The organism is Pseudoalteromonas sp. T1lg24, assembly GCF_002964745.1.
GTDB lineage: Bacteria > Pseudomonadota > Gammaproteobacteria > Enterobacterales > Alteromonadaceae > Pseudoalteromonas > Pseudoalteromonas spongiae.
Map to the genome: position 1 here is coordinate 124118 of NZ_PQCB01000033.1, position 26794 is coordinate 150911.

Sequence of the window (26794 nt, forward strand, 5' to 3'; positions counted from 1 at the left end):
CCAGCTCATGCTGGGCATTTTTGATTTTAAAGCAACTTACGAAACTAATCTGTCACATCATCGAGCTTATTTATAATGGTAAATAATGTACTTTGCTCTTCGTGTGTTAACCTATCAAATAATGCATTTTGCCAATTATTTGCATCACTTGCTAATTGGAAAAACAATTGTTCGCCTGCTTTTGTTAGGGCAAGCACCGTTGCACGTTTATCTTTTTCGTCTTGCATACCCACAACAATGCCTTTTTCTATTAATTGCTTTACCGCTCGTGATGCGGTGGACTTATCTAGCTCTGCCCTATCGCAGATATCTCTCGCGGTTAAGTTTGATTGCTGCGCCAAATGCGCAATCACACGCCATTGGGGTACTGTTAATCCATATTTATCGGCATATACTTTTGCAAAACTATTACTGAGTGCGTTACTAAGACGCGCCAGGCGATATGGTAAGAACGAATCAAGACTTATCATAATGTGTTTGTTTTAGAAATTTTCAGCTAGTGTGACGCTAACTTATGCGTTTTACAAGCAAGCCTAGAACACACTACACCGCTTAAGTCATTTTTAATCAAGATGCCCTTGGCCCGTTTACTCTGTAGATCATAAGACGAGCAATAACGTTATAAACCATTCAAAGTACACTTGCATTTAGTCTCACGTGAGACTATATTGGTTAAAAATCACAATGGGAGTGACTATGAGTTTTCCAGAATATGACTATTTAACCGGCTTTGGTAACGAGTTTGAAACAGAAGCCCTTGAGGGCGCATTGCCTATCGGCCAGTTTTCACCGCAAAAAGTAAAGTACGATTTATACGCTGAACAATACAACACCACAGCGTTTACAGCACCGCGTGCAGATAATCGTCGTAATTGGTTTTACCGCATTCGTCCTTCTGTTGTACAAGGTGATTATTCTCCGCTTGATAACGGTTTACTGCGCACTGCGCCAATCACTGAGGTGCCAACACCTCCGACTATGCTTCGCTGGAACCCGATTGATATTCCAACTGAAAAAACTGACTTTGTCGACGGCTTAATCACCATGGCTGCAAATGGCAGTGCCAATGGTCAAACAGGTATTGGTATTCATGTTTACGTAGCGAATAGCTCAATGGATGGTCGCTACTTTTATAATGCCGATGGTGAATTACTCTTTGTGCCACAACAAGGCGCTATAGTACTTCATACTGAATGCGGTAAACTTGCAATCAAACCTGGGGAAATTGCAGTAATTCCACGTGGCATTAAGTTCTCGGTTGAACTAATTGAAGCGACTGCGCGTGGTTATATTTGCGAAAATTACGGTCACCCTTATATTCTGCCTGAACGCGGTCCAGTAGGCGCAAATGGTTATACCAATGAGCGTGACTTCCAATATCCTGTTGCCGCATTTGAAGATATTGAAGGCGACTTTGAACTTGTCGCTAAGTTTAATGGCAACTTGTTCCGCTGCGATATCGGTCACTCGCCACTTGATGTTGTTGCTTGGACAGGTAATAGTGCGCCTTACAAGTACGAGCTTTCGCGTTTTAACGTAATGAACACGGTAAGTTTTGATCACCCAGATCCATCAATTTTTACCGTATTAACTTCGCCTTCAGGCACTGCCGGCGTTGCAAATGTTGATTTTGTGATCTTCCCACCACGTTGGATGGTTGCAGAAAATACCTTCAGACCACCTTATTATCATCGTAATATTATGAGTGAGTTTATGGGCTTAATTGAAGGTGTATACGATGCAAAAGAACACGGTTTTGTACCTGGTGGAATGAGCTTACATAACTGCATGTCGCCACATGGCCCTGAAGCAGACGTCTTTGAAAAAGCATCAAATGCAGAGCTTGAACCACAGCGTTATGAAAACACGCTCGCATTTATGTTTGAATCGCGTTACGTTATTTCACCAACCAAGTATGCACTTGAAGGTAAAGAGCGTCAGCAGAATTACCTAGATTGCTGGAAAGGTATTAAGAAATATTTTAGTCAGTAATATCTTTCACTTAAATTGCTGATCACATACTTAACAAAGTTAGTGTAAAAAGAACGGACAGCCGTTCTTTTTTGTTCGTGCTTAAAGGACTTAATTTTATGAAACTTTATACTTATTTTCGCTCATCTGCTGCTTATCGTGTTCGTATTGCGCTTAATTTAAAAGCCTTAGATCACGAAATGGTACCGGTAAATCTTCTAAAAAGTGAACAACAAAGTGACGATTACCTAAACGTCAATCCACAAGGTTTACTGCCTGCGCTCGAAACCGAAAAAGGTAAGTTAGGTCAATCGCTTGCGATTTTAGAATACCTTGATGAAATTCACCCACAAACGCCACTGTTACCGAACGATCCGTGGCAAAAAGCACAAGTACGCAGTTTTGCCTATGCAATTGCTTGTGACATTCACCCAATCGATAATTTGCGCGTATTAAAGTATTTAACCGGTGAACTCAATGTAACCGAAGAGCAAAAAACTGCTTGGTATTTACATTGGATCGAAATTGGCTTTGAAAAACTAGAAAAGCAAATTGGTGCAACGGATTTTTGTTGTGGCGATACTCCGAGCCTTGCCGATGTATGCTTAGTGCCACAAGTATTTAATGCATTACGATTTGGCCTTGATATGGCACAATTCCCAAAAATTAATGCGATTTATCAACGTTGTAACAGCATACAAGCATTTATTGATGCCGCACCTGAAAACCAGCTTGATGCAAACTAAGTTACCCTAGTCGAATAAAGGATCAGCTACTTTAATAGTGCGCCAGTCTTTTACATCGTCATTTAAAAAGCCTGCCTCTCGGTAGGCTTTTTCAATTAGGCCTCGGTCTCGCAGTATTTTTAGCCCACGCTGTAACGCTTCAAACGTTTGCTGTCCTAAAGGGTGTTTTTTAGAAACGACAAAGTGACGACTATCATTAAGCGCAACTTTGACATTGGGAATAGCAAAAATTTTATAGTCGGGACCAATGTAAGAAAAGTTATGCTGCTTTTTAAACGGCGCTAACATGCCATCAATCCAGCCTCGGCTAACCATTTTAGCCATTACGATCCAATCAGATTCATGCACAAGCTTTTTAGGTTTTAAACTTTGTAAGGTGACCCAATCAACATGCCAATCTTTACTTGAGACAATTGTCATGTCCGAAAGCGATAATGTCTTTGCATTATAGTTTGCAACGTTTTGTTCAGATGTAAACACACCCGCGTAGTACTCACCTTTACGAATGAGCGGCTCACTAATATATAAATTATCCTTATACTGCTCAGTCGCACTCAACCAAAGTGAATCAAACGATAGCAGTAACAAGCCTTCGTTTAGCAACTTCAAATTACGCGCATCATAATTGCCATAAATAAAGTTAAATTGAATATCAGCACCACCTAATAGCAGCGCTTGTTGTATAAGAATAAATTCAACGACATCGCGCTGGGCATTTTTACCGGAATAATCTGTAATATCTAAGATTGGCGTTTTGCCAATAATGTCCTTAGCATAGAAATAAATATCGGTTTCAACCGTGATATCTATCACTTTACTGTGCAGAGGTATACTTAGAAATAATAAAAATAAAGCAAAAAAACGACATAACATGGGATTTACGCTACTCTGCTCTTAGCAACTCTTTAAGGTTAGAAGTGAATGAATAAATTCACAAATATAAGGAAACGACAATGAGAGTGTTGGCTTTAGTACTTCCAATGTTGATTGTCTCTTCGTTAGCGACAGCGCAAACACCAAAAAAGCATATTTGGCTAGAAACTGAGGTGAACCATTTAATCTGTTGGTATGACGATAAAAAATATACCTTAGGTGCGGTAATTGAGGTTAACGACACAAGGTTAATTTGTACACAAAGATACCCTAACCAAGAAAATGGTCCTGTGGCATGGTATCAGCTTGATAAAAAAGGCAATATTATTTACCCAAAAACAAAGCCCAAGATTACGGTAAATTAAACGCGACTCAATTGGCTTTGCTGCTAAACATCAAGCTAATTAGACATACGCGCGACATAATGGCTCGTCAAACGGTTGTTGCTGTATGTTGTCATAGTTAATGTAAACGCACTTGGGCTGCGCTTTAACACGCGATTAATAAGATGATACACAGTACCTGCTCGACTAACTGACCAAACACTAACATGAGTAGATGACAGTGCCTCTATCCAAATATCACCAGCTTCGTTATTTTGGTCAAACCGCAAGTAACCTTGATTTGCATATAAGGTTAAACTTTGGATCCGTTGTGTAAATTCATCACGCTCTTGGGCTTTGGTTTTCGCTCTTAAAACCATATGGTCATCATTAGAAAAATCCATTTCCAGTCTATGCGATTTGGCCACCTTACGCGCATTAGCAGGCTCTTCACCAATACAATAAAACCCATTACTTTTTCCAACCCACGAACCGCTTAAGTCTTTAAACAAACGACTCAAGCTCGCTTCTTGACTGCGCGTTAATTTATTATTCGCAGGTAAATCTGATAAACCAACTTTGCTAGGTGGGGCACTAAGGCATTGAGTTGCGCTTAATGTAAAGCTTGCGAGTAAAATAACTAACATCATTGTTATGCGCATAGTATGATCCCTTTAAATCAATGTGAGCATTGCTCAATACTGTACTCTAAATTAGTTTGATACGTTAAATGAACATAGAAACAAAATGGTTACAAGACTTTCTTATTCTAAGTGAAACTAAAAACTTTAGTTTAGCTGCACAATTACGATTTGTAACCCAACCGGCATTTAGCCGTCGAATTCAAGCATTAGAAAAAAGTTTGGGATGCAAACTCATTGATAGACGCACCAACCCACTTAGTCTCACCAAAGAAGGCATTGCGTTTCAGCCAACTGCACAATCAGTGTTACATTTACTCAACAACTCGGCTGAAAAGTTACGGGCAACAAGCTATGCCCAAGAGCTAAAAATAGCCGCAACTCATACATTGGCGCTGGGGGTGTTTCCAAAAATATTAAAAACTCTAAAGCGACAGTTACCTAATGTCAGCGCTGAGCTTCAAATCGCCGATGCTGACGACTGTACAAAACTACTCAAAAGTAATAATTGTGACTATTTACTCGCATTTCATGATGAAGAATTACTAAGTGAAGGTTATGAGCGTTTTGAACTTGGCGCAGTAAAACTATTGCCGGTCGCACTGAGTTCTCAAATTAATACGTGGCAAACGGCAACTAAAGTACCCTACCTTGCTTATCAAGCTTCAATTTTTCTCGGTCGTACCGTTGATAATGCACTAGACCAGCAAACAAAAAGCAGACTTGATAAAGTGGCGAGTTCATCAATGGCAGACAGTTTAAAAACCATGGTGATGCAAGGGCTAGGTATGGCATGGCTGCCTGAATTCGCGATTGAAAAAGAGCTTCAAGATGAAAAGCTCAGCATTATCACCGGATTTGATGCTATCAATAATCTAAGCGTTAGCTTATATCGAATTCCTTCTAGCGATCATACTAAATCTATTTACTGGCAAGGCATAACACAGGCACTAGAAAACGACGATTTGAACTAAGGTTGAATGAGTAAAAGTAATCATTATAACGCTAGGTGATATAAAAGCCTTCCAGAGCTATGCATAATTTGCATATCCAAAACCTATTTAAAGCATTAGTCTTTAACCTAGCTTATCGGTAATCTTGCGCCGACTCTCACCAATACAAGACAAAAAAGCAATGCGTATAGAATCTGATCTTCTCGGTACAATGACAATTGAAAACAATGTACTCTATGGCATACAAACTCAGCGCGCAGTAAATAACTTTCCGTTAAGTGACAAGACACTGACGCAATACCCTGCGATGATTAAATCACTCGCCTACGTTAAAGCAGCCTGTGTTCGCGCAAACCAGCAACTAGGTCTAATTAACGATGAAAAAGCTGATGCAATATTTGCATCATGCACTAATCTTATTGATGGCCTCTATCATGATCAATTTCCTGTTGGCATGATCCAAGGCGGCGCTGGCACATCAACCAATATGAATGCCAACGAAGTAATCGCTAATATCGCACTGCAAAAGTTAGGACATCCAATAGGCGCTTATCAATTTATACACCCTAATAGCGATGTAAACTTGTCGCAATCAACCAACGATGTTTACCCAAGCGCCATTCGACTAAGTATCTTGCTACAACAGCCAAAGCTAATAGCCAGCCTAGAAGACTTGATTGAGCGTTTTTCTGAAAAATCTCAAGAATTTAGACATATTCTTAAGCTTGCCAGAACCCAATTGCAAGATGCGGTTCCAATGACATTAGGTCAAGAATTTGCGGGGTTCGCATCAACGCTACGTGAAGAAATAAAGTTACTTAATCAGTTAAGTCCATTCTTCTATGAAATCAACTTAGGTGGAACCGCGGTTGGAACAGGGATAAATACCAAAAAAGGCTATGCTGATTTAGCAATCAAGCAGTTAACATGTTTAACTGAACTACCCTTTGTTAAGGCCGAAGATTTAATTGAGGCCAGCTCTGATATGGGCGCGTTTGTAATTTACTCATCAGCACTTAAACGTCTTGCAATCAAATTATCTAAAATCGCCAATGATTTACGCCTATTAAGTATGGGACCGCGCGCAGGGTTAAGCGAAATAAATTTACCAGCAAAACAACCTGGTAGTTCAATTATGCCGGGTAAGGTTAATCCGGTTATTCCAGAAGCCGTAAGCCAAGTCGCATATCAAGTAATTGGATTAGACTCAGCAATCAGTATGGCGGCTGAAGCAGGACAACTGCAATTAAACGCAATGGAGCCGTTAATCGCATTTAATATTATGGAAGAAATGGCGCTACTGACTAACGCATGTAGCATGTTTGATCAGCACTGCGTTTCAGGCATTAATGCAAACCATGAGCGTTGTCATTATTTATTAGACAATAGCCTTGCGCTTGTTACGGCATTAACCCATTTATTGGTTACGACGCTGCAACCGATATAGCTAAAGACGCATTAAGTTCAGGTAAAAATATCAAAGACTTAGTGTTGGAAAAAGGGATCCTTAGTGAATCTCAGCTAGCAGATATTATGCAACCAGACAAATTGACTGAGCCTGCATAGGGCTTAAGCTCTTTTAATAAATTAAGTGTATAGCAAATGCTATACACTTTCTTTGCAACGCAATACTAAGCGTTGTTTGATGTGCTTATCGATTATTTCGCACCAATCTATCGCATGCAAAATACCGAATTATCAAAATGACTCGTTAGAAAAACGGCAAGTTAAAGCCAACCCAACCTAATTCTACAGCACTATTTTCGCTCTAAAATAACGGCTCCCTCGCCCTCTTCCTTTAAGCAATCATCTTGGTTATATAAGTGGCATCTTTCCAACGACAAACAACCGCAGCCAATACACGATGTGAGAGAGTCTTTTAGCTTTTCAATATATAAAATCTGTTGGGTTAACTTATCACGCCACGCAGTAGCGATGTGTTCCCAGTCACTAACCGTAGGTGTCCGTTCATTAGGTAATTGCGACAAAATTGCTTTAATATCACTTAAACTAACACCAATTTTCTGGCCTGCTTTAATTAACGCGATCCGTCTTAATACATCCGGTTTATATCGCCTTTGGTTGCCACTATTACGCCAACTACGAATTAACCCTTTTTCTTCGTAAAAGTGGAGCGTCGAGATTTTTACCCCAGCACGTTTTGCAATATTTCCAACCGAAAGATTCGCATCACCCATAACTAAAATTGTTCACTGTTTAATTCTATAAAATACCCGTACATTTTTATAATAAGTGATAAAGAACTCAAGTACGACGCCAAAAAAATACGACAAAATACGTAACAAGCTATGTCTCAGTTAATGCGTAAATAAATCGCATCTCACATTATTAAATCGAGCATATTTAAGATATTAGAAAACATAAAAAAGAACATGCAAAGGATAACGGTTTTAGGTTTACACTACACCAAAAAAGCACCAATTAAGCTATTACACTTGTATGTTTAAGTTACTTTCAAAATTCCGCCCTAATTAACTTGCTTAATGCAAATCTTCGCCTACGCCTCATGCTAAATCACGAATCAATATGTTAATCGCTTAAAAACTTGTGGTAATTTAACTTGGCTGAGCTTTAAGCTTGCAGAAATTCAGCGGCTTGTTTACGTTTGTTAACTTTATTCCTCATGTAAACAGTAAGTTAAGACTAACAAAACAATTTCTCGTAATAACTACCACTCGCTTTTAATAGCGCTGCAAACAACTGTCGTAGTAAAGTCAATTTAACGCATATATCTACTTAAATTTAATGCTAAAACTTCGCGTAATCGACTAAATTAGTTAAAAGAAAACAATTTTTATTATAGTACCTAATTATTAACCAAAAGTTATAAAACTGGATTTAAAATAATTAATACTTATATAAAACCACTAACTAGTTCTAAATTGGCAATTAAATAGGCTAACTAGAGTTGATCTTTTCTGGACAAAATTGCTATTGTTACACCATGCCGTTATTTTCATTTAGATGAAGTGAAAGTCTAAGCGACTTGAATTGAAATTAATACTTTATCATTAACGGCAAAAAATTAGTCCCCAAAACTATGTATGCTCTACAAGGATAGAGAAATGACAACAAATTACGCAAAAGTAAAAGAATTGTGCGACCAACTGGTTTCTGATGGAAAGCCAGTGTCGGTTGAGGCCATTTTACAAGAATGTGAAGGCAGCACTGCGAGTATTCTTGCACACTACCAACGTTGGCGCAGTGAGTCGCAAGACACACGCCAAGCCACAGCTGATACAGGGTCACTAAGTGACGAGTATATGGCTGCATTTCACCGCGAGATTAAACGTTTCTCAAATGCTATTAATCGTGATTTCGAAGTTCAACTCGAACGTGCTATCGAAGCCGAAAAGTTCGCTATCCTTAGCCTACAAAAAACTGAACAAATTACCGGTGAGTTAACCGAAAAAGTGCAAATGCTTGAGGCGCGTTTAGAAGAAGAAACAAGCCAGTTTAAGCAAACAATCGCTGAAGTTGAAGACAATGCTGATGTTGAAATTGCATCACTAAAAGAGCATCACGAAAAGCAACTTCAAGATCTTACTGAGTCTAAAAATCAAACAATTGAAGATATGCGAATTGCCAATGAAAACACCATTGAGCAATTAAAAGCTAATAATGCTGCAACCGTTGCAGAATTAAAAGAGTCGAGCGAACGCACCATTGCTGAGCTGAAACAGTCTGGTGAAGCAAAAGTAAGCGAGCTTACTGAGAATGTTGCTAGCCAAGTACAAACTCTTGAAGCGGCACTTGAAGAAAAAGACTCGAAAATCCAAGCATTATTACAAGAGAAAAACTCTACGCTTTCTCAGCTTTCACAGTTAGAGCAAACTGCAAATACACACGCAGCGAAAGCAGAGCAGCATAACTCGGAAGTTGAAGATCTTCGCCAAGCAAAAGAAGCAATGCAAGCACAGCTTAAACAAGCTGAGCAAAGCATCGAAATGATGAAGAAACAAAATCTTGAGCTATCACAGCACAACCAAGACCAGCAAACAGCGGTTAAAGGTGCGAAAGAGCAAATTGAAGAAATGCAAACACAGCTGGCCGAGGCTCAGAAAATTGCGACAAGCTTTGAAAGTGAAAAAGAAAACTTACTCAAGCAAATGGACTTCGTTAAGAACAATTCAACCGCTACTATTCAGCGCTTAACGCAAAACTCTGATCAAAACCTTTCTAAGATCAGACTACTTGAAGAAAAACTTGTTAGCGAACAGCAAAACGCATGGCGTTATGAGAATGAAAACGAGAAGCTACAAGAGCAACTTGAATTTATTAAGCAAAACTCTGCAACGACTGTAGAACGATTAACGCGCAGCGCTGAAAAAGCGATGGCTCGTGTTCGCGACCTAGAACGTGAAGTAGATGATGCTAAGTTAGAGCTTGAACAAATACGCGCTCAAAACAACGTTGTGCCATTACAAGATCAAGCCTAACAACATTAGTTAGTGAATTTAAAAAAGGGTCATTTGACCCTTTTTTATTATTGCAAAAACGCTAAAAAAAGCTAAATTGAAAGGTAAATCGCTAATTTTAAAAACAAATTGAAAATTTACACAGCACGTCAAGCAGTATTAAATCACAAAAAAAGATTAGTCGCCTATGAGCTGCTATTTCGTAATAGCCGCGCTAATTCATTTCCTACCGTAGACCCGGTTATTGCCACCTCAAAACTTATCGCCGATAGTCAGTTTATTATCGGGTTACGGCGGTTAACGTCGGGGAAAAAAGCGCTCATTAAGTTTCCACATCTTGGTATATTGCAAAAGCAGCCTGAGCTGTTACCAAGCAACGATTTTATTGTTGAGTTAATGACAGACTTCGTGCCTAATCAAGAAGTCTATGAAGCATGCCGTAGCTTATTTCACAAAAACTATGTACTGGCGCTTGATCCCTACACTCCCGATTTTGACTGGCAACCTTATTGCAACTTATGCCGTTTGGTGAAATTTGATATTAGTAGAACGCCGTTAAACACAGTAATTGCTGATATTAATAAGTTAAAGCAACAAAAAAACCTCAAACTCATGGCGACAAAAATCGAAACTCATGAAGATTTCGAACTCGCCAAACAACTCGGCTTCGATTACTTTCAAGGGTACTTTTTATGTCGTCCGCAATTAATTGAACAGCAAGATATGGTAAGCCACTCACAAACAGTGGTGTTGCTCTATACCGAACTGGTAAAAGAAGAGCTTAATTACGACAAAATCGCTAATCTGGTTGAGCAAGACGCTGCTCTTTGCTACAAATTACTACGCTTTATCAATTCGGGTCTGTTTCCTACTCGCGAAGAAATTAACTCAATTAAACAAGGCTTGATTTACCTTGGTGACCAAAACGCGAAGCGATTTTTAAACCTAGTTGTTACTGCACACTTTGCTAAAGACAAGCCCCACGAGCTAATTCGCATGTCGACCATTCGAGCCAAATTTTGCGATGTAATTGCGCAAAAAATCGCGCCAAGTTTAAAAAGTAAATCATTCTTGGTTGGTCTTTTCTCATTATTAGATGCCATTTTCGATCGCTCTATGGACGTAATTATCAAGCAGCTCCCACTCGGAAAAGACATTAGTGATGCATTAATTGGCCAAGAGAACCTCAATCGAAATATTCTTGAACTCGTGCTTAGTTATGAATCTGGTAATTGGCAAAAAATAGAATCACAATGTAACAAACTAAAGCTCGATCAAGCGGATTTACCAGCGTTTTATTATGAAGCCATAAAGTGGAGTGATATTTTATATAACTGTACTCAGCAAGAAGACCCGCTATAAAAAAGCCCAGCAACTTGGCTGGGCTTTGACGTTATATAACTTATATATTAAAACATATAGCTTAATTTCACGTAGTAGAAACCACCGTTGTAGTCGTACGGACCACTTTCGTAATATTTAGCACCTAGTACACCATACGAAGCAGTTGGTAGTTTTTGTGCTTCTTGGTCGAAAATGTTGTTCGCGCCAACAGCTGCTTTAAAGCTCTCATTAATGAAATAGCTCACTTCCGCATCAAAGGTAAATGATGAATCTGCAATTTCATTCCAACACTTTTTGTTGCCTTCCTCATCTAACCCTAAACAATCATCATCGGCATGCACTGCGAAGTATTCGCCGAAGTAGTTAGCACGCACAAACATGCTAATATCATCCCAGTTTTGGGTAATTGTGAACGTAGCACGGTGTTGAGGCATACCTTCTTCTAAACGTTTTACTTTACCTGTAGTTGTTGTATCCGGGTTAAACGAATCAACCGTTGTTTCATTCCAGTTATACGCTAACGCAAATTTTGTTGCGCCGTTAAGTAAATCGGCTGAGTAGTTAGCTACAATATCAACACCTTGTGTTGTAGTATCAAAGTCATTTGCAAAGTAGGTAACGGCCGAGATTAACTCTGGGTTTTGTACACCGAGCGATCTAAGTTCAGCATAATCTTCTTCACGTACGGTGATTTGACTAGACTGCGCGATACGATCTGTTACTTCAATGTTGTAGTAATCTACTGTTAAGAAGAAATCATCATATTCGTATACAGTACCTAATGCATAACTTGTTGATTCTTCTGGTGTCAGCTCTTTACCACCATAAAACGCAGAAAGTGGATCTGTTGGCGGCGCTAAGAAGCTTTGAATTAATTCACCGCCGACAAGTGATGTTGCCGTATTTACAACATTTGCTTGACCAACGGTCGGGGCTCTAAAACCTGTACTTGTTGAACCGCGGATCTGCCAATCATCTGAAATCGCATATTGCAGTGTTAACTTGTAGTTCGCTGTATCACCGAAGGTATTATAATCTTCGTAGCGAAGTGCTGCGCCAAGTAACAAGTCCTCAGTTAAATACGCTTCAGCATCAACATATGCCGCCCAGTTACGACGAGTATTGGTTCCTTGCGACTCTGGACCAAAACCTTTAAAACCATGAGAGCCAATGTTGAAACCGTTATCAGCCAGTGGCCCAGCTTTCCAAGACGCCTCTTCACCTGACACAATTTCAAACGATTCTTCTCTAAACTCAAAACCACCAGCAAGGTTAAGCGGATCGTCTAAACCAACCTCGAGTGATTTAACTAAATCAAAGTTAAATGTCTTTTCAAGTTGAATATACTTACCCGTATCAAAATCGACCGGAGAGTCAAAGCCTAATGATGGGTTAATTGAATTGTAGAGGTAGAAGTCAGCTGCATTTCGACCTACTGAGCCGCTTAAATCAAAATAAACTTCATCTAACCAGCCGCCACTAATTTCACCTTCAACACCCATGGTAAGCGATGTATCAACAATATTACCGGCAAATTGTGGTGTGTAACCTCCAGGGTAATATTTATTTGCAGCAAAACAGTTTGCATTCCCCATAACTTCTGAATACGCAGGTAAATCTGCGAGCATGCTCCCAGCTTCAAATACGAGAGGGTCTCCTGGTTGGTTGCCATTAGATGGACATCCCCCCATTCCGTTCCCTGTAATATCCGCAACTAACCATTGATAATGTGATGGTGCGTCATCATCGTCGATTATTCCATCATTATTTGTGTCAGCATAACGCAGTGCATTTGTGTAAACAGCCTCTCTATTTTGTGGGTTTCTATAATAAAAACCACCTGTTGCATCACGTTCAGAGTAGTTACCAAACATATAGAATTCTTTATCATTGCCTAAATCAAGGCCAACGTTACCAAAAATCGATAGATCGTCTTCAATTTCAGGGTTACCCCAAATTTGTGCTGGGTCGTTAATATACGCATTACCTGAAGCTGCAAGCGCCGCCGCATCTGGGCGCTGAACTGAACGGCTCGTCGCATCGGCATTTTTTAATGCGAAAGACAAGTTAGCAAAGCCATCATCAGTAAATGGCATGCCAATATTACCTTCAATTGTCGTGGTGTCTCCGTCACCTTCAAAATACTCACCGTATTTAACCGTGATACTTCCACCTTCGGCTGAATCTTTTAACACAAAATTCATTACGCCCGCGATGGCATCTGAACCATATTGCGCTGCAGCACCGTCACGAAGCACTTCAACTTGTTTTAAAGCGATGCTTGGAATTACCGAGATATCTGGACCTTGCGCACCATCATTTACACCACCACCTTGAAACGCAATAACCGATGCACGGTGACGTCGTTTACCGTTCACAAGCACTAAGGTGCTGTCAGACGATAAACCACGAAGGTTAACAGGACGAATTAACGTTGCGGCATCACTGATAGGCTGTTGACGCACATTAAATGAAGGAACTTGGCTTACAAGTAGCTCAAGCATGTCAGATGAACCATGCTTTTCTAAATCATCACCACCGATAATATCAATCGGCACAGGTGAATCGGCGATTGAACGTGGCGCAGAGCGTGTACCTACTACGGCGATTTTTTCGACGTCTTTTTTAACCTCTTCGGTGTTATTTTCTTCTGCTAATGCAGAATAAGACATGGTTGATACGAGTGTTGATGAGCAGGCAAGCAGTATTGCCTTACGTAGCGCTTTAATTTTCATAATTTCCCTAGCAACTTAGTTAATTATTATGTAAACTTATTTAACATACTATTTACATAAATAGACTAAATTGGGGATTTTTCAAGTATAAAATTGAATAAAATGTATCGTTAGCGCAATTTTTATACTAAAACTGTGAATTATATAATTTTTCCTCTCAGCGCTTTCGTATGACTGTGTTTTTTCTTGCTGTCTAATCGCTTTCGTTGGGAGCTTTTTGTCGGTTTTGTTGCGCGGCGTTTTTTTTGCACAATCATCGCCGATTGAATAAGCGCTTTAAGCCTATCTAGGGCATATTGTTTGTTTTGCTCTTGGGTCCTAAATGATTGCGATTTAATTACAATAACACCATCGTTAGTAATGCGGCTGTCATTAAGAACAAGTAGCTTTTCCTTATAAATTTGTGGCAAGCTACTACGTTTAATATCAAATCGCAGGTGAATTGCAGTTGCCACCTTATTCACGTTTTGTCCACCACTGCCTTGTGAGCGAATCGCTGTTAACTCAAGCTCCCAATCGGCAATACTGACTGAATTTGAAATTTGTAACATGTAAAACCCTCTGTTACCTAGATTGATAAAATTAACGTGTTTCGCATTTAACTCTATTGAGGCGGTTATAATCATAAAACCGGATGAAACAACGCGCACGCATTCAACTGTTAAAATAGTGGTAATACAATAACGTGTTAGCGATCTAAATTTGTTAAAACAGGCAATAATGCCAGCATTGCAACACACAAAATATTTACACTAATTGTCAGCAAAAACCATTTTCGAAACGGTTGTTTTAGTGTTTTATGTCTAAAAAACGCTTGCGCAAATACAGCACCTAACCAGCCTCCTAACACATCATAAATATGAAGCGTCGATTCAGGCACGCGTACTTTATCTTTTTTTGCTTTGTATTTATCAATACCATAAACAATAAAGGTGAAAACACTCATCACGGTGTATGTAGGGACAAGCCAAAACGGCAATAACGTTAACCACACTAAACTGGCTATTACTAGGCAAAATAATATTACAAATAAGATCATTAAGATGAGAAATTGGTTATCTAAATCAGCACCACGCAGTCTATCAGATTACAGACGTAAGGTTTGTAAAATTCAAACCTATATTAGCCCTATTAAATAGCTAATTTAGTAGCGAGTAATAACTTACCAACCGCACTAATTTTTTCGCTGTTGTGGTCAGCATCAAAAGTCGTCTTGTTAGTTTAAAATATAATCTGCGCTCTCATTCACACGATACGAAATAGCAAAATATCAAGCAACGTTTAGCCAGAACCATAAAAAGGGCGACACACAGTTCGCCCCATTTCAATTAGTTATTGCTTACGGTAACCGTCTCATCGCGCAACAAATGTAAAAAGTGCATATGCTTTTGGTATTGATCAATTACATCGTTAATAACCGCATTCTCCGACCATCCCATAATGTCGTAGTCTTGACCACCTTCTACTAAATGCACCTCAGCGCGATAGTAGCACTCCTCGTCTTCGTCGCTGTTAAAGCTCGGTTGTACATGTTTTTTCTTATGAACACCGTAAACAAAGTCATGTTCGTCGCCGTGATACACTTTTAAAATAAGCCCTGAATCTTTAACAATAATCTCAGTCTGAATATCATTAAGTTCGAATTGATTTTTCAACGCTTTAAACGCCCGCTTTACAACTTTATTAATAAAATCAGCCGTGTTCTTTTTGTCAGGCGTTGACACAATATTATTGAGTTTTTCTTGCCAGTCTTCACCATCAACATAGTGATTTGTCGGCGTTATGTTCATTTGTAAACTGTCCATCTTTGCAGCTTCAATTTGCAGCGCTTTAACTAAACCAAAACACGCAAATAGCAACACGATAGCAAAAGGTAACGCGCTGGCAATTGTCATGGTTTGTAATGCGTTCAAGCCCCCCACTAAGCTTAACACCGCTGCAACTACGCCAACGCCGATAGCCCAATACAAGCGCTGCCAAAGCGGTGTATCATCCTCACCATTTGAACACAGCATATTAATTACCATTGCGCCTGAATCGCATGAGGTTACAAAGAAAATAACAATCATTAATATCGAAAGCCCGGTTAAGAAAGCACTCCATGGAAAGGCTTCTAAAAATACAAACAGAGCAACGGCCGAGTCACTACTTACCATCTCCATTAACGACACATAACCTTGCTCTACCACAAGATAAATTGCACTATTACCGAAAATAGTCATCCATAATAAAGTAAAGGCCGTAGGCACAACCATCACACCTAATATAAATTCACGAATGGTACGCCCTTTTGAAATACGGGCTATAAACAATCCTACAAATGGCGCCCATGCAAGCCACCACCCCCAATAAAAAATGGTCCAGCCACCAATCCAACTTTTCTTTTCATAGGCAAATAAATTAAATGTATTTGACACAATTTCAGACAGGTACTGGCCCACGTTTTGTACATATGCCTGAAGTAGAAATACCGAAGGCCCAAGTACAAAAATAAAAATCAACAAGGCAATGGCTAGCAACATATTAGTTTCAGACAAAATTTTAATGCCCTTATCAAGCCCTGTTGCTACTGAAATAGATGCAAGTGCAGTGATTGCAAGCATAATAAGTACCTGGTTAAGTACACTTACATCAATATCGAATAAATAGTTCAGTCCAGAGTTTACCTGGCTTGCGCCAAGCCCAAGTGACGTGGCCACGCCAAATACCGTACTCACAACCGCAAACACATCAACGACATGCCCTTGCCAACCATAGATCTTGTCACCAATAATCGGGTGCAAAGCAGAGCGAAGCGTTAAAGGTAAGCGATGACGATAACTAAAATACGCGAGCACCAAGGCCACGATGGCATATATTCCCCATGCATGAAAACCCCAATGGAAAAAGGTTATTTTCATCGCTTCTCTGATTGCATCAAGAGAGTTGACTTCAGCGGTTGGTGGCGACACATAATGCATAATCGGCTCAGCGACACCGAAAAACATCAAACCGATCCCCATGCCGGCAGCAAACAACATGGCTATCCAAGTCGATAACTTATAGTCTGGCGTAGAATGGTCCGGCCCGAGTTTCACCGAGCCAAAGCGCGATAAACTCAAATACAAGACAAAACCAAGGATAATGGCAACCGCCAAGATATAAAACCAACCACCGTTCGTAACTATGGTAGTTTGCAATGAGTTATATAGTTCGTTGGAAAATTCTGGCGCCATAATCGCCACAATCAAAAGAACAGATATAACAAAAGACGCAGGTAAAAAAACCGCTTTATTTAGAACATTTGTTTTAGTTTGCATAAGTCAGGTAATTTGCTTAGTACTCTAATCATTATAATGCAATATCAAGGCGTATTCTTAACTTTTTATACTAAGCATCCGATTTCTAAGTTCAAAATATAACTATGGCGCGCTAAAAAAAGCGTGATTTCCAAAATTAACCTATCAATAGAAATAATTCGACATCTTAACGATAGTAAATGCATTTATGTTCAACTCTATAAACATTTAGCAAATTACTTGAGTAACAAAGTGCAAGTCAGTACAAAAAACACTCAACTTTAAATTTTTTATGCCGATGATAAGTTACGGATAATTGTAATTGGATGACACATGAAAATTGAAAGCGCAAATGTAAAACTTGAAAACACCTATGTCGGTGAATTTGTATCAGAGCGGCGAGAAACTCCCATCACTCCACCGAGCGAACCAAGTGTACAAAAAGTAGAGCATTCTTTGGAGGATATTTCACTTGAAGACGATGCAAAAATTCATATTCTAAAATTACTTATTCAAGAGCTTACCGGTAAAGAAATTGATTGGTTTGACAAAAACGAAATGGAGCAGCCCGACACAAGCCAACCAGTAAAAGCTGAAACGAGTCAACCAGACGGCCCTATCGAAGTTATCGTTGAAAGACTTAACCATGAACATCAAAGTAACGACCTAAAACTTGCAGGAGAACTCAAGCTTGAAAGTGGTCGGGAGATCAGGTTTGAGTTCAAGTTGGCGTTTGAGCAAACTCATACCGAGTATCAACGATCAATTGAAACCATAAATATGAAAGACCCTCTCGTGATCAGTTTTACCAATAAGCCGGTTTCTTTAAGCGCTAGTGAACACGGCTTTGATATCGACGCTGATGGTGAACAAGATAAAATTTCACATCTTGACAAAGGGTTTGGCTATTTGGCACTTGATCGAAACAACAATGGCAAAATTGATAACGGTAACGAGCTTTTTGGTGCACTGAGTGGTAATGGCTTTAACGACCTTAGCCAATACGATGAAGACACAAACGGCTTTATTGATGAAAACGACAGTATTTTTCAGTCGCTACACGTATGGGTTAAAAATGAAAATGAAGATCGACTTATACCACTAAGTGACGCAAATATTGGTGCCATAGGGCTACAACACGCCCAAACGCCGCTTAATATCCGTAACGACGGTGAACTCAAAGGCACAGTCCGTCAGTCGGGATTTTATTTGAATAACAACGGTCAAGTTGGTTTATTACAACAAATTGACCTTGTGGTTTAAGTCTTCACTTTTAACTTTGAATATACTACCAGGTGCGAGCCCATGTGTTTTGTCGAGATATATTTATTACGTCATTTACAAAGCACATGGCAGCCCCATATCCCTTACTTACTCGCTAACAAACGTTTTTTCTCTTGCTTAAACTGCGCATTTAATTCGTCAATTAATGCTAAAAGTACAGTTTGGTCGTCATTACTTAGCGCTAACTTTGTTTGCAAACGCGAGTCAAACGGGCTTTCAGCGATGTTCGATAAATGATTTAGGTACGCATCCGTATGCAACAACATTGCAGCCACTTTACTTTGAATATTAAGCACACACAAAGCGAGATCATTTGACGCCAGCATTTCGATTTGTTTTACCGCCAAGCTTATTTTTAATTGATCATCTTGCACCGTCTGCCGAGTATTGCTGATAAGCGCTTGAAAGTCTTTTTTTAACTGAAGCTCTTTATTTGGATTATTTAGCTCTACCGCTGCGTTTGTATCTTCTAAAAAGGCTTTTGATGCTGCATCTAACTTTTCAGCGATTTCAGATTTATGACGAAAAATCATTTCGCCCAATAACGTTTGAAATACCAGAAGTTGGTTAGCCGTTATTTCGAATAATTTTAGATGTGCATGCCCTGCTATATTATCCGTAACCGCATTCTCCTTTTGTTGATGCTGTTTAAAAAGAATAATAAAAATCAGCACAATAATCAGGCTTAAAGCAATTTGTGCGTTATTTTCAATCAGTAAAATAATGTCAGACATAAGTAGTGTTTGCTTTTTTGCTTAATTCAATCATGGTTTTAGAGATTTTTGAAGCGTTATCAGTTAGTTTGGTCATTAAATACACATAAACATCACTACTGACACTCCCTGACAAACAAATCGTTATTATTAGGGTCTGTTGATCTTTCAAGTTCGTTTTTGCAGCAGTTTGATTGGGTTTTATACAAGGCAGAGGCTGCGTGGCATAGTTATTCTATGTGAGTCAGCCGATAACACAGTAGAAAAGCCAATCAAGCGCTGCCGAACGGTTCTTTTGAGCGCACTTTTCTCATTGTTGCCTACATGGATGTAGGTAAGGGGCGAGAGCAGGACGCGGAAGCTTTGCTCGATATTCGCTTAGATTGCTAGGCCACACATCGAGCGCCGCGATAAAAGCACGCTCAGAAAGAACAAAAATAGAACAGCAAAGATCTACAGACCCTCAAAACAACAAGGACAGTAATTATGATAACACTCTATGAATTTCCACCCGCTTTTGGCCTTACCAACGCAAGCCCATTTGCGCTTAAGCTTGAAGCCTACTGCAAATTGGCCAAAATAGAATACCAAGTCAAATACCGTATTGATTCAGAAAAAATGCCAAAAAAGAAGTTCCCCGTGGCATTGATCAACAACGAATTAGTCGCCGACTCAAATATTATTCTCGCGCAATTAGATCAAACAGCGCAACTTGATGCTTCACTAAGCAACGAGCAGCATGCACTTGGTTATTTGATTAAAGAGTTAATTGAAGAGAAACTGTATTGGTGCTTAGTTTATAGCCGCTGGGTTGATGACGCTTTTTGGCCTACAACTAAAACCGAGTTATTTTCAGAAATGCCTGGAGTTCTCAAACTCTTTGTACCAAATTTAGTAAGAAAGAACCTAATTAAAAGCATTTATGTGCAAGGGCTTGGGCGACATTCAACAACGCAAATATATGATTTTGCAATTGAAGCAGTAACGCATTTGGCTAACTTATTGGGAGAAAAACCGTATTTTGTATCTGATTATATGACTCAATATGACTGCGCTGCCTATGCAACATTAACCAACCTATTAAATGGAAAACTTGAAACACCAATAAAAGCAGCGATTGAACAAAAGCCTAATTTAGTGGCTTACATCAATCGCTGTTATGAATCTTGTGGTGTTTAGTTAAAAATTAACGTCGCTTACATTACCAGAGGTCACAGTAACAGATGTACTTTGTCCCTCTGGTGATGGAATGGTTAAGCCATCAAATTGAATGTTGTCATCAACTAAGTCGTTACAGCGAAGCGCTACAACATAATCACCAGCTTCAACAAAACCAAATTCAAATTCACCGGCAACACTGGCATTCACGCTAGCAAGTGGCGCAGATGCCGTTGGTGCTTCACCAGTAAAGCTTTCATCTTCAGCATCAAACAAATCACCTAACTCAGTGGCATCACCTGAATATAGATACACAGTACACGGCCCTAAGTTTAAATTTTCAGCTGAAATAGTACCACTTATTCCGCCTGCATTACTTACCACCTTAATACCGTGTGGTTTTAAAATAAAACCGTTTTTCGATGGTTCGTTACCACGCTGCACAAGCGAACTTCTTAAATCAAACTCTATGGTATACGCAGGTGTGTCACCTTGCTGTTCAAGTGCTGCATCAACTGCAAATTCACCTAAACGCAAACGCGAGCTAGGCACTTTAATTGCGTATAAATTCGCATCATTATCAAGCTCTACGTAAGAGCCAGCATCTACAATTACTAATTCTAATTTGTAGTTACCTTGATCTAAGGTAATTCCAGCAAGTTCATCGATGATCTTCTTTTGATCTGCACCTTGGTATTCAAGCAGATTAATAGCGATTGACTGAACGCTTGTTCCATCTTCTAAAACAAACTCTTCAACTAACGTTTCTTCTGACACTTCGCCTGCGTCATCAAGCGCTAAAATTTTAATTGTGTCTATTTCAATTACCACTGCAATTGCATCGTCTACCGGTGCATCACTTACGCCAAGCGAAAACTTTGCTTGTTGTTCGCCTGTTACTGGCGGTACCGTTACATCATCATCGTTAGATGAGCTGCCACCGCACGCGGTAATTAACATAGATAAAAGTAATACTAAATAAATTTTCATAATGGACCCCTTTGTTCGCACTACACCATTATAGTTGATTGCATAAGGCTTATAGATACGTACATTGTATGAGATTCACAGTTTTCATTAAAAACAATCAAATAGCATGAGGTAAATTTAACTAACCTTGCACAATCGATTAAATAGATTAATTTCACCCATTTAATCTATTAGAGCTTAGATTAGTTAATTGGCATACTAAACCCAGTTAAAAAATACAGATATATAGAAGGGCGTACCATGTTAAAAGATATTTCAGGACAATCAGTACCACAAGTCACTTTACCAATTTTTGCTAACAACGAATGGCAAACAGTAACAACAGATGACTTATTTAAAGGCAAAACAGTGGTGGTATTTTCACTACCAGGCGCATTTACACCAACCTGTTCATCAACCCACTTGCCACGCTTTAACGAACTTGCCAACACCTTTAAAGCGAATGGCGTAGACGATATTTTATGTGTATCGGTTAACGATAGCTTTGTTATGTCAGCATGGGCGAATGACCAAGAAGCTGACAATATTCGCTTAATTCCAGATGGTACAGGTGAATTTACCCACGGCATGGGTATGCTTGTTGACAAAAGCGCGATTGGCTTTGGCAAGCGTAGTTGGCGCTACTCAATGCTGGTAAAAGATGGCGTAATTGAAAAAATGTTTATTGAACCAGAGGTAGACGGCGACCCGTTTGAAGTATCAGACGCCGATACCATGCTTGATTACATTAACCCTAATGCGGTTAAACCAAAGCCTGTTGCATTATTTACGAAACCGAACTGCCCATATTGCCAAAATGCAAAACGATTACTCGATAAGCATGGCTTTAATTATGAAGAGATTGTTCTGGGTAAAGACGCAACGTTAACAAGCTTAAAAGCCATGTCAGGGCGAGAAACCGTGCCACAAGTCTTTATTGGTGGTAAGCACATTGGTGGCTCAGACGATTTAGAAAGCTACTTTCAGGACTAACCATATATAAAAAGGCTGCATCTGCAGCCTTTTTAAAACCTAAACTCTACATTGAAATGAGCACCCGTCTCATTATTAGTACGTTCGAACCATTCGGCACGGTGATGCACAACTTCTCCGGTGATTGCGAGCCAAGTTAACAATTCATACTCTAAAGCCAAACTCAAACCATACGCATTACCTTTGTCTGAGAAATAAGACGCTACACACGTTTTATTCCAACCACAGCCCTCATTAATGGTTACATTTTGCTCCACATCATAGTGTTCGAATAGATAATATTTACCATCTACATCACCATTTTGATAAAACACACTACCGTACAATAAGGCTTGACGATTCAAGCGATATCCTGCAATCAAGGACAAATCATAACTTTTTTGTTCCATTGACCAATCATTATATTGCTTTGTAGGACTTTCGCTGCGCTTAGCCCAAATATAACCAAGGCTGCCAGCTAACGACAGGTTGCCCGTTTTCTTCTGCTCAAGCGGTGCGCCTAACATTTGGTATTTTAAGCTAACTTGATTTTCACCGTTATCAACAAAACGTGCCTCAAAACCTTTACCTAGTGTCATCGCCGCTGAGAAACGTAACGTATTATCTCGTTCGCTCTTTTTATTTTTATTTATGGCGATTTGGTTTGAGCTATCGGAGCCTGCGGTAATGTTAAAATGGAAAGGTTGGCTATTAACTTCGGGGCTATCAAATCGCGCCATGCGCGGTTTCACTTCAGGCGTCGATTCACACCCTGCAAGCACAATACTTGATACCACCGTGCTTATGACAATCAGCTTGTTCAAAAGAAAGTCCTTTTAAATAAAATAGGTGCCAATGATACGGTGATTTTCTTTTCTAATTCAAACCATTGTGTAAATAAACGTAATCAGCAGCCATATTAAAACACCTTGTAAATCGATGACTACATCACGGCTTACAACATCAATAGCGCGTATTAATGTAAAGAGATAAAAGACATAACCCACCACCAAAGCGGTAATGGGTTAGTGTTAACTAGAGCGTGTTGACCTCTATTGTCAATTTCTGCAGCGCTTTGCTGTCGCTTTTTGACTCAGACCACAAAGCCTACAAAGTCTACAAAGCGACACTGCGATCAAAACAGTTTGGACTTGGACAGAATTCAAACCGTAAATAAAAACACGCGCTAGAGTAGTTCAATACGAAATGTGTCCATATTTGGTGTGCAATCCCACTTGGCATTTCGCTCATTACTGAGTTTAGATGCATCCCACTCCAAGCCACATGTCTGGCCGCTTGCTTCGGTGACAATACGTGTTTGATTAATGTCATTCAATAGCCAAATTGAGATTAAGTCGCCCGATGAGTTTTCATCAAATTTTGCATTGCGTTCATTAGCATGCTTAGATGAGTCCCATTCAAACGCGCCTTTATTACCATTGGCGACTAAATAACCATCTGCAATTAATTTGTTGCCATCATTTGTGATGCCAGTAACTGTAAACGTCATTGGATCAGCATTGCCAGTACAATCCCATTTTGCATTACGCTCATTAAAAAAGCGATTGTTATCCCATTCCAAACCACACGTTTCGCCGTTAACTTCGGTTGTGATCACCAAAGACACATCTTGACCAACTTGAATGTTTGATTGTTGGGTTAAATAGCGATTTTGCACATTGTTAAGTAAGGTGTTTAATTCAGTACCTTGCCCTTTGTTATAAATAGTGCGCACTTCATCAAGGCTTAGCGCACGGCGCCACACGGCAAAATCATCCAAATCGGCTTTTAAATTATAAGTATAATTACCGGTACCATCTTGCCCAATATTCCAATTAAGCTCTGAGTTAATGTCACCGACATTAACAATATCACCAGCGATAATATTAAGCTCACCCGTTGGACTTCCTGCGTACATAGTGGCAACACCGTTACGGTCAAACGTTGCAACCAGTAACCACCAGCCATTAAAGCTGTAATCGATTGGATCGATGTCTTTTCTGTCGGCACCTGATGACGCTAAATTAATGCCAAAGTCATCGCCATTGCCTTCATTAGCAAGTAATAATGTGCCGCGATTTGCCCCACTTGCCCAGTTTTTATTACCAACAATCACGGGATCACCGGCTTGGTCGCCACTCACTCTAAACCAAGTCATCAAGGTAAAGTTTGTATCTGTGCCAAAATCCAATTCTGTTGGTTTACCTAGTGTCAGGTATTCTTGGTCGTCGTTAAGCTTTACATATTGACCAAACTTACCACCCGCTTGCAAATTTGGTGTGCCCCCGCCTACTTGAGCGTGAAGCGCATTGCCTGATGCATCAAGATAGTTGCCATCAAATGGTAAATAGGTTTTAAGGTCTTGCTTTATGCCATTATCGTTAACAACACGCACTAAGTTACCCTGCACAACACCATCCATATTTTTCGGGACAGCTAAACCATGGTGGGCAAGTACTGTAGGCGCTGCATCATAATTATGAGGAACGCCCGCTAAATACCCTTGTTTAGCGGTTTTAGATGACACTAAAAATGGAATAGTATAGTTATCTGCTGCATGAATACCGTGCGATGAACCACGTCCACCGTGATCAGATGTCAGAACAATTTGCCAATCTTCACTGTCAAAGTTAGGACGATTTTTAATGGCAGCCAATATGCGACCAATTTGACTATCTACATCGTTTATTTCATTTATATAACCGTTATCTGACGCCGCAAAACAACATGCATGCCCTGCACCGTCTACGTCATCAAGAAATAGAAATAATGCATCAACATCAGTCCCGTGCTGCCAATTTGACGATGCAAAGGTGCCATTAATGATATCAACCGCATTTTGTGTATTCGTTGCATCATCTGCATCTATTTTTACATCTGCGCTATTGGTAATTTGCATATCGGTGCTCCATGTCACCAAATAGGCAGTGTTAAGTGATGGGTTTGCTTGCTCTAATAAGGTCAAATAATGCGGATACGCGGCATAATTGCCCCCTGCCACATCATTATTGCCTGAAACACCACTTTTATTTGATGTAACCCCCGTCATAATACCCACATGATTAGGGCCACTGTTTGGCGCAGCATCCTTCATTGTTTGCGCATAATGTGCAAATGCGGTGTTATAACCATTCGCCCAATTTCCACGAATCAAGTTATCAAGATTAGGAGTATGCGCATTTTCAATACCATCGCCACGTAACCCATCAACGGCTATCAGCAATGAATGTGTTTTTGCTAAGACAGAAGTGGACATTGCCACACCAGCCAGAAACAACGACGCTTTCGCGAGTTGCTTTATTGGGTAACTGCACGACATGTTTTTTGTTTTCATAGTAATTCCTGTTAGATTGACTTTTAATTTGGTCTAGACCAATAAAAACTTTAAAGCTAACGTATTACTATTAAGTGATTTTGAAGTGACAAAGCAGTAACAATTTGATTAAAAATACATCAAAGCGTAATGAGAGTTTGTAAATTAAATCCAAGCGCCATTTAACAGGCTACTACAGAGAGGTTTTTATACCTCAGCGATAAAAGCAATAGCGGCAATTTAGAACAACCTTTAAATTTCACCTCCACCAACCAAAAATTGAATTTGCGCCAAGTAAGCTGCCTAAGCCAATAATAGTGAGTACGATAGAAGGTACAGCAAGGGAAAATACATTATTGATGCGCACACGTTGATGCTTGCCTTCACCACCTACCAGTACTTCAACGTTATCGTTTATATGATAAAACGCAGCAATGACGGCATCTTCACATAAGAATTCTCTTCTTTCGTGATTATCAAAGTATTCAATTAACAAATGTTTATTGCGCCCACCGCTAGATATGCCATCATGATTTATGGTTACCAAATCAATTACGCTACCTTGATAAATACTTGCGTTTTTACGAAAGCGTAAGCGCGTTATAAGTAGCCAAATAGCGATAGATAAACACACCACACTCACAAAAAGCATGTAATAACCCATTAGCGCTTTCCTATAGTAGGTCTATCTTTACTAAAAAACCCTATCCACGTTGAAACAACACACAAAAGCCCGTCAACAATAGCGCTTGTGTAAAATTTAAAAGGCTGATCAGTCGCATTGACTATGACTTCGTTACCCTGAACGCGATAGGAATAATCACCATCCAGCATGGTTAACAGCCCCATTGCAGTTGCGATACTAAACACACGAAAAAACCAGCGCGTGCGCCGTTCGGTATACATTAGCGTAATGCCTTATTTGGTAAATTTGTCTTTAACATTCTTTGTAAAAGTAACCGCGCAATTAGAGATTAAGTTACTGTACACAAAATAAAGTGATATGTAGAAAAGTATTAAGTAAGCAAGTTTTTCAAAAGTACATAATCAACATTATCGAAAATCGACTTTCAAAAAAGCGG

General features: G+C 39.6%; 25 protein-coding genes. 11 read left to right on the top strand and 14 right to left on the bottom strand.

Annotation, left to right across the window (positions count from 1 at the left end; genetic code table 11):
• Positions 1-44: 44 nt before the first annotated feature.
• A complete protein-coding gene (locus tag C2M30_RS12795; RefSeq protein WP_105171891.1) occupies positions 45-470 on the bottom strand; it encodes a MarR family winged helix-turn-helix transcriptional regulator in 426 nt (141 codons plus the stop codon).
• Between the two features lie 226 nt (positions 471-696).
• Between C2M30_RS12795 and hmgA the strand changes: the two genes are divergently transcribed.
• Entirely contained in the window at positions 697-1992 is a 1296-nt protein-coding gene (gene hmgA, locus C2M30_RS12800; protein ID WP_105171892.1) for a homogentisate 1,2-dioxygenase, read from the top strand.
• A gap of 98 nt (positions 1993-2090) precedes the next feature.
• Positions 2091-2717, top strand: coding sequence for a maleylacetoacetate isomerase (gene maiA, locus C2M30_RS12805; RefSeq protein ID WP_105171893.1), 627 nt, complete (start codon positions 2091-2093; stop codon positions 2715-2717).
• A gap of 6 nt (positions 2718-2723) precedes the next feature.
• Here the strand turns inward: maiA and C2M30_RS12810 are convergent, their stop codons facing one another.
• Positions 2724-3530, bottom strand: a complete 807-nt coding sequence (locus C2M30_RS12810; RefSeq protein ID WP_234004727.1) for a hypothetical protein — start codon at positions 3528-3530, stop codon at positions 2724-2726.
• A 140-nt stretch (positions 3531-3670) separates the two neighbouring features.
• On the opposite strand from C2M30_RS12810, the gene C2M30_RS12815 reads away from it, so the two are divergent.
• A complete protein-coding gene (locus C2M30_RS12815; RefSeq protein ID WP_105171895.1) occupies positions 3671-3955 on the top strand; it encodes a DUF1496 domain-containing protein in 285 nt (94 codons plus the stop codon).
• A gap of 35 nt (positions 3956-3990) precedes the next feature.
• Here C2M30_RS12815 and C2M30_RS12820 read toward each other — a convergent pair whose 3' ends face one another.
• Complete coding sequence (locus tag C2M30_RS12820; RefSeq protein ID WP_105171896.1) at positions 3991-4575, bottom strand: hypothetical protein; 585 nt, start codon at positions 4573-4575, stop codon at positions 3991-3993.
• A gap of 68 nt (positions 4576-4643) precedes the next feature.
• Here C2M30_RS12820 and C2M30_RS12825 point away from each other — a divergent pair, with 68 nt between their 5' ends.
• The 3 genes from C2M30_RS12825 (at position 4644) to C2M30_RS21750 (ending at position 7073) form a co-directional block, all read left to right on the top strand.
• The gene (locus C2M30_RS12825) at positions 4644-5528 is read left to right on the top strand and encodes a LysR substrate-binding domain-containing protein (protein WP_105171897.1); all 885 of its coding nucleotides are present in this window, start codon (positions 4644-4646) and stop codon (positions 5526-5528) included.
• Between the two features lie 160 nt (positions 5529-5688).
• Entirely contained in the window at positions 5689-6954 is a 1266-nt protein-coding gene (locus tag C2M30_RS12830; RefSeq protein ID WP_234004728.1) for an aspartate ammonia-lyase, read from the top strand.
• Positions 6951-7073, top strand: coding sequence for a hypothetical protein (locus C2M30_RS21750; RefSeq protein WP_234004788.1), 123 nt, complete (start codon positions 6951-6953; stop codon positions 7071-7073). Before C2M30_RS12830 ends, C2M30_RS21750 begins: the two co-directional genes overlap by 4 nt.
• Positions 7074-7264: 191 nt before the next feature.
• Here C2M30_RS21750 and soxR read toward each other — a convergent pair whose 3' ends face one another.
• Positions 7265-7705, bottom strand: coding sequence for a redox-sensitive transcriptional activator SoxR (gene soxR / locus C2M30_RS12835; protein WP_105171898.1), 441 nt, complete (start codon positions 7703-7705; stop codon positions 7265-7267).
• A gap of 888 nt (positions 7706-8593) precedes the next feature.
• Here soxR and C2M30_RS12840 point away from each other — a divergent pair.
• Both C2M30_RS12840 and C2M30_RS12845 read left to right on the top strand, forming a co-directional pair.
• Positions 8594-9967 (top strand): DNA-binding protein, encoded by a 1374-nt coding sequence (locus tag C2M30_RS12840; RefSeq protein WP_105171899.1) that lies wholly within the window; start codon positions 8594-8596, stop codon positions 9965-9967.
• A gap of 108 nt (positions 9968-10075) precedes the next feature.
• Positions 10076-11308, top strand: a complete 1233-nt coding sequence (locus C2M30_RS12845) for an EAL and HDOD domain-containing protein (RefSeq protein WP_105171900.1) — start codon at positions 10076-10078, stop codon at positions 11306-11308.
• A 47-nt stretch (positions 11309-11355) separates the two neighbouring features.
• Here C2M30_RS12845 and C2M30_RS12850 read toward each other — a convergent pair whose 3' ends face one another.
• The 4 genes from C2M30_RS12850 to C2M30_RS12865 form a co-directional block, all read right to left on the bottom strand.
• Complete coding sequence (locus tag C2M30_RS12850; protein ID WP_105171901.1) at positions 11356-14025, bottom strand: TonB-dependent receptor plug domain-containing protein; 2670 nt, start codon at positions 14023-14025, stop codon at positions 11356-11358.
• A gap of 140 nt (positions 14026-14165) precedes the next feature.
• Positions 14166-14576, bottom strand: coding sequence for an alternative ribosome rescue aminoacyl-tRNA hydrolase ArfB (gene arfB / locus C2M30_RS12855; RefSeq protein WP_105171902.1), 411 nt, complete (start codon positions 14574-14576; stop codon positions 14166-14168).
• 137 nt (positions 14577-14713) lie between these two features.
• On the bottom strand, positions 14714-15019 hold the full coding sequence (locus C2M30_RS12860) for a DUF1294 domain-containing protein (RefSeq protein ID WP_234004729.1): 306 nt from the start codon (positions 15017-15019) through the stop codon (positions 14714-14716).
• A gap of 334 nt (positions 15020-15353) precedes the next feature.
• Positions 15354-17324, bottom strand: a complete 1971-nt coding sequence (locus C2M30_RS12865; RefSeq protein WP_105171903.1) for a BCCT family transporter — start codon at positions 17322-17324, stop codon at positions 15354-15356.
• Positions 17325-17636: 312 nt separating this feature from the next.
• Here C2M30_RS12865 and C2M30_RS12870 point away from each other — a divergent pair, with 312 nt between their 5' ends.
• Positions 17637-18566 (top strand): hypothetical protein, encoded by a 930-nt coding sequence (locus C2M30_RS12870; protein ID WP_105171904.1) that lies wholly within the window; start codon positions 17637-17639, stop codon positions 18564-18566.
• Between the two features lie 104 nt (positions 18567-18670).
• Here the strand turns inward: C2M30_RS12870 and C2M30_RS12875 are convergent, their stop codons facing one another.
• The gene (locus C2M30_RS12875) at positions 18671-19321 is read right to left on the bottom strand and encodes a hypothetical protein (protein ID WP_100915019.1); all 651 of its coding nucleotides are present in this window, start codon (positions 19319-19321) and stop codon (positions 18671-18673) included.
• Between the two features lie 465 nt (positions 19322-19786).
• Here C2M30_RS12875 and C2M30_RS12880 point away from each other — a divergent pair, with 465 nt between their 5' ends.
• Positions 19787-20479 carry a glutathione S-transferase family protein gene (locus C2M30_RS12880; protein ID WP_105171905.1) on the top strand — a complete coding sequence of 231 codons (693 nt, stop codon included), beginning with the start codon at positions 19787-19789 and terminating at the stop codon, positions 20477-20479.
• Here the strand turns inward: C2M30_RS12880 and C2M30_RS12885 are convergent, their stop codons facing one another.
• Positions 20480-21448, bottom strand: coding sequence for a DUF4382 domain-containing protein (locus C2M30_RS12885; protein ID WP_105171906.1), 969 nt, complete (start codon positions 21446-21448; stop codon positions 20480-20482). It abuts the gene before it with no gap.
• A 240-nt stretch (positions 21449-21688) separates the two neighbouring features.
• On the opposite strand from C2M30_RS12885, the gene C2M30_RS12890 reads away from it, so the two are divergent.
• Positions 21689-22420, top strand: a complete 732-nt coding sequence (locus tag C2M30_RS12890) for a glutathione peroxidase (protein WP_010559376.1) — start codon at positions 21689-21691, stop codon at positions 22418-22420.
• Positions 22421-22452: 32 nt separating this feature from the next.
• Here the strand turns inward: C2M30_RS12890 and C2M30_RS12895 are convergent, their stop codons facing one another.
• The 4 genes from C2M30_RS12895 to C2M30_RS21490 all read right to left on the bottom strand — a co-directional run bounded on the left by C2M30_RS12895 (position 22453) and on the right by C2M30_RS21490 (position 26618).
• Positions 22453-23223, bottom strand: a complete 771-nt coding sequence (locus tag C2M30_RS12895) for a hypothetical protein (RefSeq protein WP_105171907.1) — start codon at positions 23221-23223, stop codon at positions 22453-22455.
• 362 nt (positions 23224-23585) lie between these two features.
• Positions 23586-25733, bottom strand: a complete 2148-nt coding sequence (locus tag C2M30_RS12900; RefSeq protein WP_105171908.1) for an alkaline phosphatase family protein — start codon at positions 25731-25733, stop codon at positions 23586-23588.
• A 238-nt stretch (positions 25734-25971) separates the two neighbouring features.
• A complete protein-coding gene (locus tag C2M30_RS12905; RefSeq protein ID WP_105171909.1) occupies positions 25972-26376 on the bottom strand; it encodes a hypothetical protein in 405 nt (134 codons plus the stop codon).
• Positions 26376-26618, bottom strand: coding sequence for a hypothetical protein (locus tag C2M30_RS21490; protein ID WP_158683423.1), 243 nt, complete (start codon positions 26616-26618; stop codon positions 26376-26378). Before C2M30_RS21490 ends, C2M30_RS12905 begins: the two co-directional genes overlap by 1 nt.
• Positions 26619-26794 lie beyond the last annotated feature (176 nt).

Coding starts and splice junctions, on each gene's coding strand:
- C2M30_RS12870 (WP_105171904.1), top strand. CDS start 17,637: ATGAAAATTGAAAGCGCAAATGTAAAACTTGAAAACACCTATGTCGGT.
- C2M30_RS12890 (WP_010559376.1), top strand. CDS start 21,689: ATGTTAAAAGATATTTCAGGACAATCAGTACCACAAGTCACTTTACCA.
- arfB (WP_105171902.1), bottom strand. CDS start 14,576: ATGTTACAAATTTCAAATTCAGTCAGTATTGCCGATTGGGAGCTTGAG.
- C2M30_RS12825 (WP_105171897.1), top strand. CDS start 4,644: ATGAACATAGAAACAAAATGGTTACAAGACTTTCTTATTCTAAGTGAA.
- C2M30_RS12880 (WP_105171905.1), top strand. CDS start 19,787: ATGATAACACTCTATGAATTTCCACCCGCTTTTGGCCTTACCAACGCA.
- soxR (WP_105171898.1), bottom strand. CDS start 7,705: ATGGGTGATGCGAATCTTTCGGTTGGAAATATTGCAAAACGTGCTGGG.
- C2M30_RS12820 (WP_105171896.1), bottom strand. CDS start 4,575: ATGCGCATAACAATGATGTTAGTTATTTTACTCGCAAGCTTTACATTA.
- C2M30_RS12815 (WP_105171895.1), top strand. CDS start 3,671: ATGAGAGTGTTGGCTTTAGTACTTCCAATGTTGATTGTCTCTTCGTTA.
- C2M30_RS12900 (WP_105171908.1), bottom strand. CDS start 25,733: ATGAAAACAAAAAACATGTCGTGCAGTTACCCAATAAAGCAACTCGCG.
- C2M30_RS12875 (WP_100915019.1), bottom strand. CDS start 19,321: ATGTCTGACATTATTTTACTGATTGAAAATAACGCACAAATTGCTTTA.
- C2M30_RS12830 (WP_234004728.1), top strand. CDS start 5,689: ATGCGTATAGAATCTGATCTTCTCGGTACAATGACAATTGAAAACAAT.
- C2M30_RS12905 (WP_105171909.1), bottom strand. CDS start 26,376: ATGGGTTATTACATGCTTTTTGTGAGTGTGGTGTGTTTATCTATCGCT.
- C2M30_RS21490 (WP_158683423.1), bottom strand. CDS start 26,618: ATGTATACCGAACGGCGCACGCGCTGGTTTTTTCGTGTGTTTAGTATC.
- C2M30_RS12865 (WP_105171903.1), bottom strand. CDS start 17,324: ATGCAAACTAAAACAAATGTTCTAAATAAAGCGGTTTTTTTACCTGCG.
- C2M30_RS12850 (WP_105171901.1), bottom strand. CDS start 14,025: ATGAAAATTAAAGCGCTACGTAAGGCAATACTGCTTGCCTGCTCATCA.
- C2M30_RS12885 (WP_105171906.1), bottom strand. CDS start 21,448: ATGAAAATTTATTTAGTATTACTTTTATCTATGTTAATTACCGCGTGC.
- C2M30_RS12795 (WP_105171891.1), bottom strand. CDS start 470: ATGATAAGTCTTGATTCGTTCTTACCATATCGCCTGGCGCGTCTTAGT.
- C2M30_RS12840 (WP_105171899.1), top strand. CDS start 8,594: ATGACAACAAATTACGCAAAAGTAAAAGAATTGTGCGACCAACTGGTT.
- maiA (WP_105171893.1), top strand. CDS start 2,091: ATGAAACTTTATACTTATTTTCGCTCATCTGCTGCTTATCGTGTTCGT.
- hmgA (WP_105171892.1), top strand. CDS start 697: ATGAGTTTTCCAGAATATGACTATTTAACCGGCTTTGGTAACGAGTTT.